Below are 15,625 nucleotides of genomic sequence, written 5' to 3'. Positions count from 1 at the left end.
GCGCGCTCACCGACTGAACACCCACCTCCGGACAGACCCACGGGACTTGCTGACTTAACATGAATGAACACGAACTGATCGGAGCCGGCCTCGGTACGATCATTGGCGCGGTGTTGGGGCTGACAGGCGCGGGTGGCGGGATCCTTGCGGTGCCGCTGCTGGTTTTCGGGCTGGGCCTGACAATGATCGAAGCTGCGCCGGTGGGCCTCCTGGCCGTCGGGCTGGCCTCGGCGGTCGGTGCAGCGCTCGGATTGCGCCAAGGCATCGTCCGTTACCGCGCCGCCATTTTCATCGCAACCATTGGCATCGCGCTGTCGCCGGTAGGCCTGTGGCTGGCGCATCAATTGCCCAATGCGCCGCTGGCGCTGGGGTTTGCACTGATTCTGTTTTATGTGTGCGGGCGGATCTACCGCAAAGCCGCTCACGAACTGCGCCACGGCAAGCCGCCGGATCGGGGCGCGTTCAGGCCCTGCGTGGTCAATCCGCTGGTGGGTCGCTTGCGCTGGACGCTGCCGTGCGCCCGGTCACTGGCGGCAACCGGCGCGCTCGCCGGCCTATTGTCAGGATTGCTCGGCGTGGGCGGCGGCTTTGTCATCGTGCCGGCCTTAACGCGCTACACCGACCTTGAGATGAAAAGCATCGTCGCCACGTCGCTGGCGGTGATCGCACTGGTGTCGACCGGCAGCGTGATCACGGCCAGCGTCAGCGGCGCGATGCACTGGTCAGTGGGCCTGCCGTTCGCCGCCGGGGCTGTCGCTGGACTGATGGCCGGCAGGCAGGTCAGCCGTTACCTCGCCGGCCCGAGGTTGCAGCAGCTGTTCGCTGTTAGCGGCTTCTTCGCCGCCGTGCTGCTGGTGATCAAAACCCTCGGCTGAACGGATGCCACAGTGAAAGTGGGAAACATCAGGCCTAAGCCGTCGCCTGCAACCCCGCCAACACCAACCGCTGATACAGCTCGTCCCGCAACCCCTGTGGATGATCGAGGCCCATGCGCTGCAAGTGCTCCGGATACGCGCTCGCGTCAGGCGCTTCCAGCGTGGCCTTGCCCAGCTCGATGATTTCCGTGAGCTTGAACTTGCTCTTCAGCCAGTTCAGCGCGCGCAGCAGATCGCGCTCTTCTGCCGTGAAGTCGCTACCCAGCGGGTATTCGACGAAGAGCGAAGGGAACTGATGGCGGATGTCCTTCAACCGCTCGGGCGTGTTCTGGCTGAACAACGGATCAAGGCGGAAATCCTTCGGCAGCTTGCCGGCCTTCTGCGCCTGATCGATCAGGCCCGGCTGGAAGCGTGAGTCGCTGATATTAAGCAGTGCCTCGATCACCGCCGAATCGGTCTTGCCGCGCAGATCGGCGATGCCATATTCAGTGACGACGATGTCACGCAGATGCCTCGGGATTGTCGTGTGCGCATAGTCCCAGACGATATTGGAATTCACCTCCCCGCCCGACTCACGCCAGCTGCGCAGAATCAGCACGGAACGCGCGCCTTCCAGCGCATGGCCCTGAGCGACGAAGTTGTACTGCCCGCCGACACCGCTGACCACCCGGCCATCGGCCAACTGATCTGAAACCGCTGCGCCCAGCAACGTGACAGTGAAACAACTGTTGATGAACCGCGCATCCCGCCGCTGCAGACGCTTGAGCGTCTCGTTGCCGTAGAGCTCGTTGATGTAGCTGATCGCGGTCATGTTGATCTGCGCGATCTGCGCCGGGGTGAATTCCCGCAGCCGCTCATAGAAGCTGCGCGGGCCGAGAAAGAAGCCGCCGTGAATCAACACGCCGTCGCCATAACGCGACTCGTCCAGAACCCCGTCGTTGGCCATTTGCTGCAGCTCGATGTCGGCGTACACCTTGCGCCGGATGATCCCCGCGTCCAGCAGCACCAGCAGGCCGTTGACCAGCATTTCGCTGCAGCCATAAAGCCCGGTGGCGAAGGGCATCACACCGCCTTGGGCCTCGATCAACGGCTTCCAGGTTGAGATGCCGTCCAGCTCGGCCAGGCACGCGCGGTAGGTTTCGTTATCGGCCTGGCGCGCAAGCAAGGCGGCGGTCAGGGCGTCACCCATCGAACCGATGCCGATCTGCAATGTGCCGCCGTCGCGCACCAGCGTGCTCGCGTACAAGCCGATGAAATGATCCTGGATACCGACCGGCATGTTCGGTGTCGAGAACAGCGTGCTGCGCTCTTCGTGCTCGATCAGCAGGTCGAAGGTGTCGGCGCTGACCTCGGCATCGCCCTGCATGTAGGGCAGGTCCGAGTGGACGTGGCCCAGCATCAGAATCCGCTCGCCCAACCCACGGCGTTTTTCCACCAAGGGCAGCAGGTCGAGGGTGATGTCGGGGTTGCAGCTCAGGCTGAGCTGATCGGGCCGTTGCGGGTCACGGGCGATCAGTTGCGCGATCAGGTTCAGGCCGTTGGCATTGATGTCCCGCGCCGCGTGGCTGTAATTGCTGCTGACGTAATCCTGCTGCGCTTCGACGCTGCCGAGCAGGCTGCCGGGCTGCATGAAAAACTGCTGGACGTGAACATTGGGCGCAAGGTCGTCCCGGCGCAGGTCGGTGAGAAAATCCAGTTCAGGGTAATCGTCGAAGACGCGCTCCAGAAACGGCTCGAGAAAACGTCCCTGCAAACCGTCGCCGCCATCCGGTCGCCCGAGGCACAGCGCGGTGTAGATAGTCAGATGCCGATCGGGCAGCGATTTTATTCGGGCGTACAACGCATTGGCGAAGCGATTGGGCTTGCCCAACCCCAGCGGCATACCCATATGGATGTGTGCCGGCAATTCAGCCAACACGTGATCGACAGCTTGCTCGATCGAGCAGGAATGCGGCATCCGGCCTCTCCTGGTTTTGTTATTGGATAGCGGTTGGACCGAGCCTTCAGGGAATTTGCTGCATTGCGCCGTTTGCGCCCTCATAAAACGACTGCCAGTCGGCGACTCAATCCCGCTTCGTCTCGATCTCTACCAGCTTGTCCTCGATAAACCGCAGGTGTTGTTTTGCACCATTACGAGGACCGTACACCCACAGACTAACCTTCGCAAAACCGAGCCTGGGTACGCCGTTGCTTCGCAGGGCAGGCATTTGATCAACACTGCTGTCTGGCGCGCCGCACTTCTGGCGGACCACATCGGCGGTGTCACCCAGACTGATAAGCGCCGTGCCGCAGCGCATGGTCGCGTCAGCCGCATTGGCGAACAGCAAGCCGGCCAGCCCTAGGAAGATCAGTGTTCGGTTAATCATGGCGCTGATCAGAAATTCGCCGGCGTGGCAGCGCTGATGAGCCGCGCAGGAACGTCGTAGGGGTTGCGAAAGCGATGGGGTCGGGAGCTCTCGAAGTAGTAACTGTCGCCCTCTTCCAGCACGTAGGTATCAAGACCGACCACCAGTTCAAGACGGCCCTCAACCAGAATCCCGGTCTCCTCGCCCTCGTGCACGAGCATCTCGATGCCCGTGTCGGCACCCGGCGGGTAGACCTCGGAAAGGAACGCAATGGCGCGACTCGGATGGGATTTGCCGACCAGTTTCATGGTCACGGCACCGTCCGAGATATCGATCAGTTCGCTGGCTTTATAGACCACTTGGGTCGGGTTTTCGGGTTCGAGCTCTTCGGAAAAGAACTCCACCATGGACATCGGTATGCCGCCCAGCACCTTCCGTAGCGAACTGATCGAGGGGCTGACGCTGTTCTTCTCGATCATGGAGATGGTGCTGTTGGTCACGCCCGCTCGTTTGGCGAGTTCACGCTGGGACAGGCCTTTGAGTTTACGAATGGATTGCAGTCGTTCACCGACGTCCAATGCGGGAGTCCTCCTGATGATCAAGTTAGGTCAAGTGGTCGCCATCATGGCAACAGCGTTCAGTATTTACAACACTTGAGCCCAAGGCCGAATCAGCAAAGGGACTGGCGGCCATAACGTGCCGCGAAGGGGTGATTTGCAGGGGATCGGCGAGCGGCGATCAGGCCTCGGAATAGAGCCTTGGCACGCGCTTGAGATTGCAGAGAATCTGATAGGGAATCATGTCCGCGCTCGACGCAACATCACTGATCAGGATGTGCTTGCCCCACAGCTCGACGCGGCTGCCCACCCCTGTGCCCGGCACGTCGGTGAGGTCGACGCAGAGCATGTCCATCGACACACGCCCGAGCAACTGACTGCGATGACCGTCGACCATCACGGGGGTACCGGTGGGCGCCTGCCGCGGATAGCCGTCGGCATAGCCCATCGCGACCACACCGATGCGCATATTGCGCTCGGCGACGAATGTACCGCCGTAGCCCACTGGCTCACCGAAGGGCAGGTCACGCACGCAGATCACCCGGGACTCCAGGGTCATGACCGGCTGCAAACGATCGGCGACCGATTGCGACTGATCAAACGGCGTCGCGCCGTAGAGCATGATCCCCGGACGCACCCAGTCACTTGGCACGCTGGGCCAGCCCATGACGGCGGGGGAATTGCGCAGGCTGACTTCAGCGGCCAACCCGGCACGCGCCGATTGAAAAATCGCCACTTGCTCGTCGGTACGGACGCTGTCGAGTTCGTCGGCGCGAGCGAAGTGGGTCATCAGGACAATCTTGGCGGCCTTGCCGCTGTTCAGCAGCCGTTGGTGCGCCGCCTGAAAATCCGCGGGATGGATGCCAACGCGGTGCATGCCCGAATCCATCTTCAGCCATACATTCAGCGGCTTGCCGAGGGCGGTTTGTTCGATGGCATCGAGTTGCCAGAGGGAATGCACCACGCACCAGAAATCATGCTCGACGATCAGCGCCAGTTCGTCGGCCTCGAAAAAGCCTTCCAGCAGCAGAATCGGAGCCTTGATCCCGGCCTGACGCAGCTCCAGCGCTTCTTCAATGCACGCCACGGCAAAACCATCGGCCTCGGATTCCAGTGCCTGCGCAACCCGCACCGCGCCGTGCCCATAGGCATCCGCCTTGATGACAGCGAGCGCCTTGGCGCCAGCGGTGTCGCGCGCCAGCTGGTAGTTGTGGCGCAAGGCCTGAAGGTCGATAAGGGCGCGGGCTGGACGCATGGTGAGGCTTCTTGTGGGTCAATAGATGGATATAGGTGTATGAGCTACGGCAGCGCCGCAATCACCGACAGTTCAACCAGAATCTCCGGCTCGCACAGCTTGGCTTCAACCGTTGCACGCGCAGGGGCCAGGCCTTTCGGCAGCCAGGTGTCCCAGACGCTGTTCATGCCGGCAAAGTGCGCGTCGATGTCTTTCAGGTAGATCGTCACTGACAGAATCCGGGTCTTGTCGGTACCGGCCAGGTCCAGCAGTCGCTCAATGTTGTGAAGCGTTTCGCGGGTCTGTTGCTCGATCCCCGCCGCCATATCGTCGGCCACTTGCCCGGCAAGGTAAACGGTGCCGTTATGGACGACCAACTGGCTCATACGCTCATTGGTGAGCTGGCGCTGAATGGACATGTTTTGCGATCTCCCTGGAACTGCCATAACGAGAAATATCGAGGCCTTCAGCACTGATTTGTGGCGTCTTGCGAGCGATAAGGTCAGCCAGCAATCTGCCTGAACCGCAGGCCATCGTCCAACCCAATGTGCCGTGACCGGTGTTCAGGAACAGATTGCGGTACGGCGTTGCGCCGACGATCGGCGTGCCGTCCGGCGTGGTCGGGCGCAGACCGGTCCAGAAGCTGGCCTGCTGCAGGTCGCCGCCGTGAGGATAGAGGTCGTTGACGATCATCTCCAGCGTCTCGCGGCGACGGGGATTGAGCGACAGGTCGAAGCCAGCGATCTCGGCCATGCCGCCCACACGAATACGGTTGTCGAAGCGGGTAATCGCCACCTTGTATGTCTCGTCAAGGATGGTCGACGTCGGCGCCATCGCCGGGTTGGTGATCGGCACCGTCAGCGAGTAGCCCTTGAGCGGATAAACCGGCGCCTTGATGCCAAGGGGCTTGAGCAGTTGCGGCGAGTAGCTGCCGAGCGCCAGTACGTAGCGGTCAGCCGTTTCGAGTTTTCCGTTGATGCGCACGCCGTTGATGGTGTCGCCCGCGAAATCAATGGATTCGATGGACTGGCTGAAGCGGAACTCAACGCCCAGCTTCACACACATCTCAGCCAGACGCGTGGTGAACAGTTGGCAGTCGCCGGTCTGATCGTTCGGAAGGCGCAGTGCGCCGCTGAGGATGTTGCTGACGCTGGCCAACGCCGGCTCGACCCGGGCGATGCCTTCACGGTCGAGCACTTCATACGGCACGCCAGCCTGTTCGAGCACGGCGATGTCCTTGGCGGCGTTATCCAGTTGCTCCTGAGTGCGGAACAGCTGAGTCGTGCCCAGGCTGCGGCCTTCGTAGGCAATGCCGGTCTCGGCACGTAACTCATCGAGGCAGTCGCGGCTGTATTCGGAGAGGCGAACCATGCGCTCTTTGTTCACGGCGTAGCGGTTCTGGGTGCAGTTGCGCAGCATCTGCGCCATCCACAGGTACTGATCGATATCGGCTGTTGCCTTGATGGCCAGCGGCGCGTGGCGCTGCAGCAACCACTTGAGGGCCTTGAGCGGCACACCCGGCGCGGCCCATGGCGAAGCGTAGCCCGGCGAGACCTGCCCGGCGTTGGCGAAACTGGTTTCCATGGCAGCGGCCGGTTGACGGTCAACGACAGTCACCTCGAAGCCCGCACGCGCCAGGTAATACGCACTGGTGGTACCGATTACGCCACTTCCAAGGACCAGAACGCGCATGTTGATTCCCTCATCGCGGATATCCGCTGACGTTTTCAAGTTTAAGCAAGGATGTGCGCAGTATAAAAAGGCCCGAGCAGTGCTTTTGACTATATAAAGGCCTATATTCGGCGTTTCTTCTCGGCAACCGACGCTTTGGCAGAGGGCTTATCGATGCGCACCCAGCACCAGTCCAAACGCGAGCTGGACAAGATCGACCGCAACATCCTGCGCATCCTGCAAAACGACGGCCGGATCTCCTTCACTGAACTGGGCGAACGGGTCGGGCTGTCTACCACGCCATGCACAGAACGGGTTCGGCGCCTGGAGCGTGAAGGCATCATCATGGGCTACAACGCCCGCCTTAATCCGCAGAACCTCAAGGCCAGCTTGTTGGTGTTTGTCGAGATCAGCCTGGACTATAAGTCTGGCGACACCTTTGAGGAATTTCGCCGCGCGGTGCTCAAACTGCCCCATGTGCTGGAATGCCATCTGGTGTCAGGGGATTTCGACTATCTGGTGAAAGCGCGGATTTCCGAGATGGCGTCGTACCGCAAGCTGCTGGGCGACATACTCCTCAAGCTGCCCCATGTGCGGGAGTCCAAAAGCTACATCGTGATGGAAGAGGTGAAGGAGAGTTTGTGCCTGCCCATTCCGGAATAAGCATCCGTAACGGGCTCACCCCAGCTGGCTTCGGCTAAACCAGCACCTGCCGCGTCGAGGCGATGAACTCATGCACCTGCTCCTCGGCGCGAGGGTGAATCAACACATCAGGGCGGCGGCCATTGGGGCATGGCAGGGTCTTGGTGGTGCCGAACAGGCGACAAATCAGCGGACGCTCGTCGTAGACGGTGCAGCCATTGGGTCCCAGGTGTACGCAATTCAGCTCGTTGAGGGCCGCTTCCTGCTCGGCCGGCGTCTTGCGCGGTAAACGCGACATTTCTTCGGACGACGTGGTCACCGGCCCGCAGCAATCGTGGCATCCCGGGACGCATTCGAACGACGGAATCTGCCGCCGCAGATCGCGGATTTTCTCGCTGTTGCAGGCCATCGCGGCAGTTTCTCCTGTGAAAGGTACTGATTGTGCCCCAGCGCCTCTGCGACTGACACCCGGATGATCATCCACCGGCATTTTCTTGCCCGGGCACCCTGACCCCGCTACCCTCCGTAAAATTTTCCAAACAGTGCTCTCGGGATATTCAACATGAATGCTCGGCCTCCCCAGCCCGGATTGTCTGATCACGCGGCGTCTTACTACGCCGCCACTCGCCATACCCAGCCTGATGCCCCTGCCCTGCACGGCGAGGTCAAAACCGACGTCTGCATCATCGGCGGCGGGTTTTCCGGGCTGAACACGGCGATCGAGCTGGCTGAACGCGGCTTGAAGGTGGTGCTGCTGGAGGCGCACAAGATCGGTTGGGGCGCGAGCGGGCGCAACGGCGGGCAACTGATCCGCGGCGTCGGCCATGATGTGGATCAGTTCAGCAATGTCATCGGCGAGGACGGCGTTCGTCAGCTTAAGCTGATGGGCCTGGAAGCGGTGGAAATCGTCCGCGAGCGTGTCAACAAATACCAGATCGACTGCGATCTGACCTGGGGCTATTGCGACCTGGCGAACAAGCCCAGGGAATTCGAAGGTTTTGCCAAAGACGCCGAAGAGCTGCGCAGCCTGGGTTACCGACATCCGCTTGAATTGATTGAAGCGCGCAACCTCAGCAGCATCATCGGGTCTCCCAACTATGCCGGCGCCCTGCTGGACATGGGCTCGGGCCATCTGCACCCGCTGAATCTCGCCCTTGGAGAAGCCGCGATCGCCCAGTCATTGGGCGTACAGGTGTTCGAACACTCGGCAGCGACGCGGCTGGAATACGGGGCAGAGGTCAACATTCATACAGCCCACGGACGGGTGCGCGCCAGTACGCTGGTGCTGGGCTGTAACGCCTATCTCAATGGGCTCGACGGGGAGTTGAGTGGCAAGGTTTTGCCCGCTGGCAGTTATGTCATTGCCACAGAGCCACTGAGCGAAGCACTCGCCAGCCAGCTGATTCCGCGCAATACCGCGATGTGCGATCAGCGTGTGGCGGTCGACTATTTTCGGCTGTCGGCTGATCGGCGCCTGCTGTTCGGCGGCGCTTGCCACTACTCAGGCCGGGACCCGAGCGACATCGCCGCGTACATGCAGCCGAAGATGCTCAAGGTGTTCCCTCAGCTCAAAGACGTGAAGATCGATTTTCAGTGGGGCGGAATGATCGGCATCGGTGCCAACCGCTTGCCGCAGATCGGGAGGCTGCACACGCATCCAAACGTGTTCTACGCCCAGGCGTATGCGGGGCACGGGCTGAACGCAACGCATCTGGCGGGCAAGTTACTGGCGGAGGCCATTAGCGGCCAACACAGTGGCGGGTTCGAGCTCTTTGCCAAAGTCCCTCACATCACCTTCCCCGGCGGCAAACATTTGCGCTCGCCGTTACTGGCACTGGGGATGTTGTGGCACCGGTTCAAAGAGCTGGTCTAACCGAACTCGCCGCTGCGAGGCCGACTGCATCACAGGCCTCATTCGCGCCAGAACGGCTTGAGTCCTTCATCCCTCGCCTGCTCGCAGCTCAAGCCAATATCCTTCAGCTGCTCGTTAGTCAGTTTCAACAACGCGCGCCGGGTGGCCCGACGATGCTGAAACAGCCCAAACACTCCCAGCCCGTCCGGCGCGTTGATGCGCGAGCTTGCTTCATGGTCACGAACCAGCTCACCGCCATACAGCATTAACCGAACATCACTTATTCCGCTCATTTCCAGACACCTCATGGTGGGTTTCGAGTGAATTCATGATGTGTCTGTATGGAAAACCATTACAGATCCAAAGAATTATTATTCTTTGCATACAGATCGGTTTAATCCCGCGCTGAATGCTGTATTTTCCCCAGATCTGTATCGGTCTGCCGATCGCATCGCCTGCGGGAGTACGCCATGACCCTGTACGTCAACCTCGCCGAACTACTCGGCACGCGCATCGAAAACGGCTTTTATCGCCCAGGCGACCGGCTCCCCTCGGTGCGTGCGTTGAGTCTTGAGCATGGCGTCAGCCTGAGTACGGTGCAGCAGGCGTATCGATTGCTGGAAGACAACGGCCTCGCACTTCCGCGCCCCAAGTCCGGGTATTTCGTACCGGCCGGCCGCAAGACGCCCGCCCTGCCTGCGATTGGCCGCCCCGCGCAGCGCCCGGTGGAAATCTCTCAGTGGGATCAAGTGCTGGAACTGGCGCGGGCCGCACCCAGCCCTGACGTCGTTCAGCTGGGGCGCGGTATGCCCGACGTCACCAGCCCCACCTTGCGCCCACTGACCCAGGCGCTGGGCAGGATCAGCCGTCGTTTGGACATGCCCGGGCTGTATTACGACAACATCCACGGTCGGCGCTGCCTGCGGGAACAAGTCGCCCGGCTGTTGCTGGATTCCGGCACCAACATCGATCCGGATGATCTGGTAATCACCACCGGCGCTCAGGAGGCACTGGCCATCTGCATCCGGTCGGTGTGCCAGCCGGGCGACATCGTCGCAGTCGACTCGCCCAGCTTTCACGGCGCCATGCAGGCGCTCAAGGGGCTGGGCATGAAAGCCCTGGAAATCCCCACCGACCCGCTCACCGGCATCAGCCTCGACGCGCTGGAGCTGGCGCTGGAACAGTGGCCGATCAAAGCCATACAGCTGACCCCGAGCTGCAACAACCCGCTGGGCTACATCATGCCGGAGGACCGCAAACGTGCGCTGTTGACCCTGGCGCAACGCTTCGATGTGGCGATCATCGAAGACGATGTGTATGGCGATCTGGCCTACACCTACCCTCGCCCGCGCACGATCAAATCCTTCGACGAAGACGGCCGCGTTCTGCTCTGCAGCTCGTTTTCCAAGACGCTGGCGCCGGGTTTGCGCGTCGGTTGGGTCGCGCCGGGTCGATACCTTGATCGCGCGCTGCACATGAAATACATCAGCACCGGTTCCACTGCGACCCAGCCACAACTGGCGATTTCCGATTTTCTCAAGGCCGGGCACTACGAGCCGCACATGCGCCGGATGCGCGGCCAGTACCAGCGCAGTCGCGACCTGATGACAGGCTGGGTCACGCGCTACTTCCCGGAAGGCACCCGCGTGAGTCGCCCTCAAGGCGGCTTCATGCTGTGGATCGAGCTGCCGGAAGATTTCGACTCCTTGCGCCTGAACCGAGCGTTGCAGGGACAAGGCGTACAGATTGCCGTTGGCAGCATATTTTCGGCGTCCGGCAAATACAGAAATTGCCTGCGCATGAACTTTGCTGCCAAGCCGACCGTGCAAATCGAGGACGCGGTGCGCAAGGTCGGCGCTGCCACGGCGTTGCTCATGCAGCGCGCTGACCCTGCATAACGTTGTGCAGCTTTTAACCTTTTGGAGAAAGCGCGGTCATATCGCCATGACTGATTTTCGAATGACCGCGTTGATGAACTTACGGGCGGTGCCCCTCCTCCTGGCTCTCGCCCTCGGCCTCAGCGGTTGCGCACACACGCCCGCCCCCGACGGTCCGAGTCAGGCACTCCCGGCGGCGCAGTCTTCTTTCGGGCGCTCGATCATGGCCCAGGCGGCGCCTCACGAGGGCCGCTCGGGCTTCCGCCTGCTGCCCAACAGCACCGAAGCCTTCATGGCCCGCGCCGAGCTGATTCGAAACGCCAAGACCAGCCTGGACCTGCAGTACTACATCGTTCACGACGGCCTGAGCACTCGGGCGCTGGTTGACGAACTGCTCAAAGCCGCCGATCGCGGCGTCCGCGTGCGCATCCTGCTGGACGACACTACCAGCGACGGGCTGGATGAAGTCATCGCCACACTTGCCGCGCACCCGAACATTCAGATCCGCCTGTTCAATCCGCTCAATCTGGGCCGCAGCATGGGCGCCACCCGTAATCTGGGTCGGCTCTTCAATCTGTCCCAGCAGCATCGACGCATGCACAACAAGCTGTGGCTGGCCGACGGCGCCGTGGCCATCGTCGGCGGGCGCAATCTGGGCGACGAGTATTTCGACGCCGAACCCAATCTGAATTTCACCGACATCGACATGCTCAGCGTGGGCCCGGTCGCCGAACAGCTGGGTCACAGTTTCGATCAGTACTGGAACAGCACGCTCAGCAAGCCGATCGATGACTTCCTCTACTGGCCGCCCGACCGCAAGGATCTGGCCACCGCGCGCGTGCGTCTGGCCGAGTCGCTGGATCAGGCACACGTGGACAAAAAGGCCTTGTATGAACGGCTGATGGACTATCGGCCTCACCCACGCATGAAGACCTGGCTCAATGAGCTGATATGGGCGCACAACCAGGCCTTGTGGGACGCGCCGACCAAGGTGCTGTCACGCGGCGAGCCTGACCCGCACCTGCTGCTGGCGACCCAACTGAGCCCTGATCTCGGCAACGTGCATAAGGAACTGATGCTGATCTCGGCCTACTTCGTGCCCGGGCAGGAAGGCCTGGTTTACCTGACCGGGCTCTCTGACAAGGGCGTGTCGGTGAGCCTGTTGACGAACTCGCTGGAGGCCACCGACGTGCCGGCGGTGCATGGCGGCTATGCGCCGTACCGCCGAGCGCTGCTGGAGCATGGCGTGAAGCTGTTCGAACTGCGCCGCCAGCCTGGCGACCCGAGCAACGCCAAGGGCAGCGGTCCTGCATTTCTGCACACAAACCTGATCAAGGGCGGCTCGGAATCAAGCCTGCACAGCAAGGCGATGATCTTTGATCGGCAGAAAATGTTCGTGGGTTCGTTCAATTTCGACCCACGGTCGGTGCTGTGGAACACCGAAGTCGGCGTGCTGGTCGACAGCCCCGAGCTGACCGAATACCTGCGCGAGCTGGCGCTTCAGGGCATGGCGCCGGCCATCAGTTATCAGGTCAAGTTGGAGAACGACCGACTGGTGTGGGTAACCGAGGACAACGGCAAAATCCATACCCTGTCCAAAGAGCCTGGCGACTGGTGGCGCCGGATGAACGCCTGGTTCAGCACGGCGGTCGGCCTGGAAAAGATGCTTTAAGCCGCCACCGCATGCACGCCAAATGCCTTGGGACGCTGGGACAGGATGACCAACCCCAGCGCGCCCGCCGCCATCAATAACGGCAGCGCCTGACCGCTGACCCATTGGCTGCCAGCGCCAGCCGCCAAAGGGCCGAGCAGGCAACCGATCCCCCACAGCTGAGCGACATGGGCATTGGCGCGCACCAGAGCGTCGTCGCGGTAACGCTCGCCAATCAGAATCAGCGACAGGGTGAACAGTCCGCCCGCACTGGCGCCGAACAGCACCCACAGCGGCCAGATGGCGATTGTGTTGACCAGCAGCGGAATCGCCAGGCTCGACACCGTCAGCACCAGCGCACACCCGGAGAACAGCCGCCGACGGGACACCCTGTCGGCCAGCGCGCCAATCGGCAGCTGCAGAAGCGCATCACCCACCACCACGGTACTGACCATCGCCAAGGCGATTTCAGGCGTGAAACCCTGCTGCAGGCAATACACCGGCAGCAAGGTCAGAATCATCGCTTCAAACCCGGCGAATAACGCGATGGCCCATGCAATCGCCGGCAAACTCCGACAGAAACCGCCGAGATCGCGCAGCGTGACATGGCTGGATTCCGCGCTCGGCGCGCCTGTTCTGCCCAGCAACAGAAACGGCGATACCGCCAGCAACAGGGTCCCGACCCAGAACCCGTAATCTGCTCCCGTGCCAATGAAGCCCAGCAACACCGGCCCGCCCAGCTGACTCAGTGCGTAGGAACTGCCGTACAGCGCCACCAGCTTGCCGCGCAGCCTTTCGATGACCAACTGGTTGATCCAGCTTTCGCCGAGCACGAACACAATGGTGAGGATTGTCCCGAGCATCAGGCGCAGGACCAACCAGATCCAGTAGTCAGGCAGTAACGCCAGCAAACCCACTGAAACCGACCCGGCCCACAGGCACAGCCGCATCAGGTTGGCGGTGCCGAGTCTTGAAGCGAGTCGGCTGGCAAGGCTGGCACCCAGCAACACGCCGATCGCAGGCATCGCAGCCATGACGCCGATGGCAAACGCGCCGTAACCCCAGGCTTCCAGACGCAGCGATACCAGCGGCATGCTCACGCCCAGCGCCAGGCCGACGCTCAATACCGACGCCAGCACGGCGAAATAAGTACCCCAACGCATCACCACGCTCCTGTGGCTCAAAAGGACGAAACAAAACAGCCGGGCTTTGAGTAAAGCCCGGCTGCGTTGGTTTTTTACAGCGACTGAGGGTTGATCGCGCGCGACTCTCTACAGCTTGATCCAGGTCGCCTTCAGCTCGGTGTATTTGTCGAATGCATGCAGTGACTTGTCGCGGCCGTTACCAGACTGTTTGAAGCCACCGAACGGCGCGGTCATGTCGCCGCCATCGTACTGATTGACCCACACGCTGCCCGCGCGCAACGCCTTCGCGGTCAAGTGCGCCTTGGACAAGTCAGCCGTCCACACCGCTGCAGCCAGGCCATAAGGCGTGTCGTTGGCAATCTGAATCGCTTCTTCGGCGGTATCGAAGGTCAGCACAGAAAGCACCGGTCCAAAGATCTCTTCCTGAGCGATCTTCATCGCGTTGGTGACGCCGTCGAAAATCGTCGGCTCGACGTAGGTGCCGCCGGTTTCCTGAAGGATGCGCTTGCCACCGACGACCAACTTGGCGCCGTCTGTGTGGCCAGCTTCGATGTACGACAACACTGTATTCATCTGCTGGGTATCGACCAGCGCGCCAACAGTTGTCGACGGATCGAGGGGATTGCCCGGCTTCCAGGCTTTCAACGCGTCGATCACCATCGGCAGGAATTTCTCCTTGATCGAGCGCTCGACCAACAGACGTGAGCCGGCCGTGCAGACCTCGCCCTGGTTGAAAGCAATGGCGCTGGCCGCAGATTCGGCCGCAGCCTGCAGATCCGGCGCATCGGCGAAGACGATGTTCGGGCTTTTGCCGCCGGCTTCCAGCCAGACGCGCTTCATGTTCGATTCGCCCGAGTAGATCAGCAACTGCTTGGCGATCTTCGTCGAACCGGTGAATACAGCGGTGTCGACGTCCATGTGCAACGCCAGCGCTTTACCCACCGTGTGGCCGTAACCCGGCAGCACGTTCAGCACGCCGGCCGGAATACCGGCCTCAATGGCGAGTTGAGCGACGCAGATGGCGGTCAGCGGGGATTTTTCCGATGGCTTGAGGATCACCGAATTGCCGCTCGACAGCGCAGGGCCGAGCTTCCAGGACGCCATCAGCAGCGGGAAATTCCACGGCACAATAGCCGCCACTACGCCAATCGGCTCGCGAGTCACCAGGCCCAGTTGATCGTGCGGGGTCGGCGCCACTTCGTCGTACAGCTTGTCGATGGCCTCGCCGCTCCAGCTCAATGCCTGGGCGGAGCCGGGAATGTCGATGCCGTAGGAATCGCTGATGGGCTTGCCCATGTCGAGGGTTTCAAGCAGCGCGAGTTCTTCAACGTTTTCGTTGATCAGCTCCGCCAGACGAAGCATGGCTGCCTTGCGCTTGGCCGGCGCCAATCGCGACCAGACGCCGGAATTGAACGTAGCCCGGGCGTTTTCGACGGCGCGCTGGGCGTCGGCGGCGTCACAACTGGCGACATGGGCGAGGAGGCGGCCATCGACCGGACTGATGCAGTCGAACGTCGAGCCGGATGCGGCGTCTGTGTATTCACCGTTGATGAAAGCACGGCCTTCGATTTTCAAATCCTGGGCGCGTTGTTCCCAGTTAGCATGAGTCAGGGTGGTCATGAAACGTCCTCCTCTTATGAAATAGGCGCGTCTTCGCACTCGAATCGGGCTTCAGGACAGTGCCTGACGCGTCATCGGATCGGCCGAAGGCATTCGCCACCCTAAACCAGCATTGGGCGGATTTCCAATATATTGGACATAAGCGGGCGAAATCTG

15 protein-coding genes are annotated in these 15,625 nt (G+C 61.4%); 5 read left to right on the top strand and 10 right to left on the bottom strand.

The window, feature by feature from the left end; genetic code table 11:
* The first annotated feature begins 59 nt into the window (after positions 1–59).
* A complete protein-coding gene (locus tag IFT99_RS04955) occupies positions 60–875 on the top strand; it encodes a sulfite exporter TauE/SafE family protein (protein WP_192130668.1) in 816 nt (271 codons plus the stop codon).
* A 34-nt stretch (positions 876–909) separates the two neighbouring features.
* On the opposite strand, the gene IFT99_RS04950 is transcribed toward IFT99_RS04955, so the two are convergent.
* The 6 genes from IFT99_RS04950 to dadA form a co-directional block, all read right to left on the bottom strand.
* Entirely contained in the window at positions 910–2,832 is a 1,923-nt protein-coding gene (locus tag IFT99_RS04950; RefSeq protein WP_192130667.1) for an acetyl-CoA hydrolase/transferase family protein, read from the bottom strand.
* Positions 2,833–2,938: 106 nt separating this feature from the next.
* A complete protein-coding gene (locus IFT99_RS04945; RefSeq protein ID WP_065988250.1) occupies positions 2,939–3,241 on the bottom strand; it encodes a DUF2845 domain-containing protein in 303 nt (100 codons plus the stop codon).
* A gap of 8 nt (positions 3,242–3,249) precedes the next feature.
* The gene (locus IFT99_RS04940) at positions 3,250–3,798 is read right to left on the bottom strand and encodes a cupin domain-containing protein (protein ID WP_065988249.1); all 549 of its coding nucleotides are present in this window, start codon (positions 3,796–3,798) and stop codon (positions 3,250–3,252) included.
* A gap of 160 nt (positions 3,799–3,958) precedes the next feature.
* Entirely contained in the window at positions 3,959–5,032 is a 1,074-nt protein-coding gene (alr, locus tag IFT99_RS04935; protein ID WP_192130666.1) for an alanine racemase, read from the bottom strand.
* 44 nt (positions 5,033–5,076) lie between these two features.
* Positions 5,077–5,430 (bottom strand): RidA family protein, encoded by a 354-nt coding sequence (locus IFT99_RS04930; protein WP_065988247.1) that lies wholly within the window; start codon positions 5,428–5,430, stop codon positions 5,077–5,079.
* Positions 5,402–6,703 carry a D-amino acid dehydrogenase gene (gene dadA / locus IFT99_RS04925; protein WP_192130665.1) on the bottom strand — a complete coding sequence of 434 codons (1,302 nt, stop codon included), beginning with the start codon at positions 6,701–6,703 and terminating at the stop codon, positions 5,402–5,404. Before dadA ends, IFT99_RS04930 begins: the two co-directional genes overlap by 29 nt.
* A gap of 153 nt (positions 6,704–6,856) precedes the next feature.
* Here dadA and dadR point away from each other — a divergent pair, with 153 nt between their 5' ends.
* Complete coding sequence (gene dadR, locus IFT99_RS04920; protein WP_065988245.1) at positions 6,857–7,345, top strand: transcriptional regulator DadR; 489 nt, start codon at positions 6,857–6,859, stop codon at positions 7,343–7,345.
* A 34-nt stretch (positions 7,346–7,379) separates the two neighbouring features.
* Here dadR and IFT99_RS04915 read toward each other — a convergent pair whose 3' ends face one another.
* The gene (locus IFT99_RS04915; RefSeq protein WP_192130664.1) at positions 7,380–7,733 is read right to left on the bottom strand and encodes a YkgJ family cysteine cluster protein; all 354 of its coding nucleotides are present in this window, start codon (positions 7,731–7,733) and stop codon (positions 7,380–7,382) included.
* A gap of 153 nt (positions 7,734–7,886) precedes the next feature.
* Between IFT99_RS04915 and IFT99_RS04910 the strand changes: the two genes are divergently transcribed.
* Complete coding sequence (locus tag IFT99_RS04910) at positions 7,887–9,197, top strand: NAD(P)/FAD-dependent oxidoreductase (protein WP_192130663.1); 1,311 nt, start codon at positions 7,887–7,889, stop codon at positions 9,195–9,197.
* A gap of 38 nt (positions 9,198–9,235) precedes the next feature.
* Here IFT99_RS04910 and IFT99_RS04905 read toward each other — a convergent pair whose 3' ends face one another.
* Positions 9,236–9,469: a DUF1127 domain-containing protein gene (locus IFT99_RS04905; protein ID WP_192130662.1), complete on the bottom strand. Its 234-nt coding sequence runs from the start codon at positions 9,467–9,469 to the stop codon at positions 9,236–9,238.
* A gap of 177 nt (positions 9,470–9,646) precedes the next feature.
* Between IFT99_RS04905 and IFT99_RS04900 the strand changes: the two genes are divergently transcribed.
* A complete protein-coding gene (locus IFT99_RS04900) occupies positions 9,647–11,074 on the top strand; it encodes an aminotransferase-like domain-containing protein (protein WP_192130661.1) in 1,428 nt (475 codons plus the stop codon).
* Positions 11,075–11,144: 70 nt separating this feature from the next.
* On the top strand, positions 11,145–12,725 hold the full coding sequence (locus tag IFT99_RS04895; protein ID WP_244656910.1) for a phospholipase D family protein: 1,581 nt from the start codon (positions 11,145–11,147) through the stop codon (positions 12,723–12,725).
* On the opposite strand, the gene IFT99_RS04890 is transcribed toward IFT99_RS04895, so the two are convergent.
* Both IFT99_RS04890 and IFT99_RS04885 read right to left on the bottom strand, forming a co-directional pair.
* The gene (locus IFT99_RS04890; RefSeq protein WP_192130660.1) at positions 12,722–13,867 is read right to left on the bottom strand and encodes an MFS transporter; all 1,146 of its coding nucleotides are present in this window, start codon (positions 13,865–13,867) and stop codon (positions 12,722–12,724) included. The genes IFT99_RS04895 and IFT99_RS04890 overlap by 4 nt on opposite strands.
* Positions 13,868–13,975: 108 nt before the next feature.
* On the bottom strand, positions 13,976–15,469 hold the full coding sequence (locus IFT99_RS04885) for an aldehyde dehydrogenase (RefSeq protein WP_192130659.1): 1,494 nt from the start codon (positions 15,467–15,469) through the stop codon (positions 13,976–13,978).
* Positions 15,470–15,625: the final 156 nt, after the last annotated feature.

The sequence above is a fragment of the Pseudomonas sp. CFBP 8772 genome, assembly GCF_014841665.1.
Classification (GTDB): domain Bacteria; phylum Pseudomonadota; class Gammaproteobacteria; order Pseudomonadales; family Pseudomonadaceae; genus Aquipseudomonas; species Aquipseudomonas graminis_B.
The sequence above is the reverse complement of the archived record's forward strand: the minus strand, read 5'-3'. Positions and strand labels throughout refer to the sequence as shown.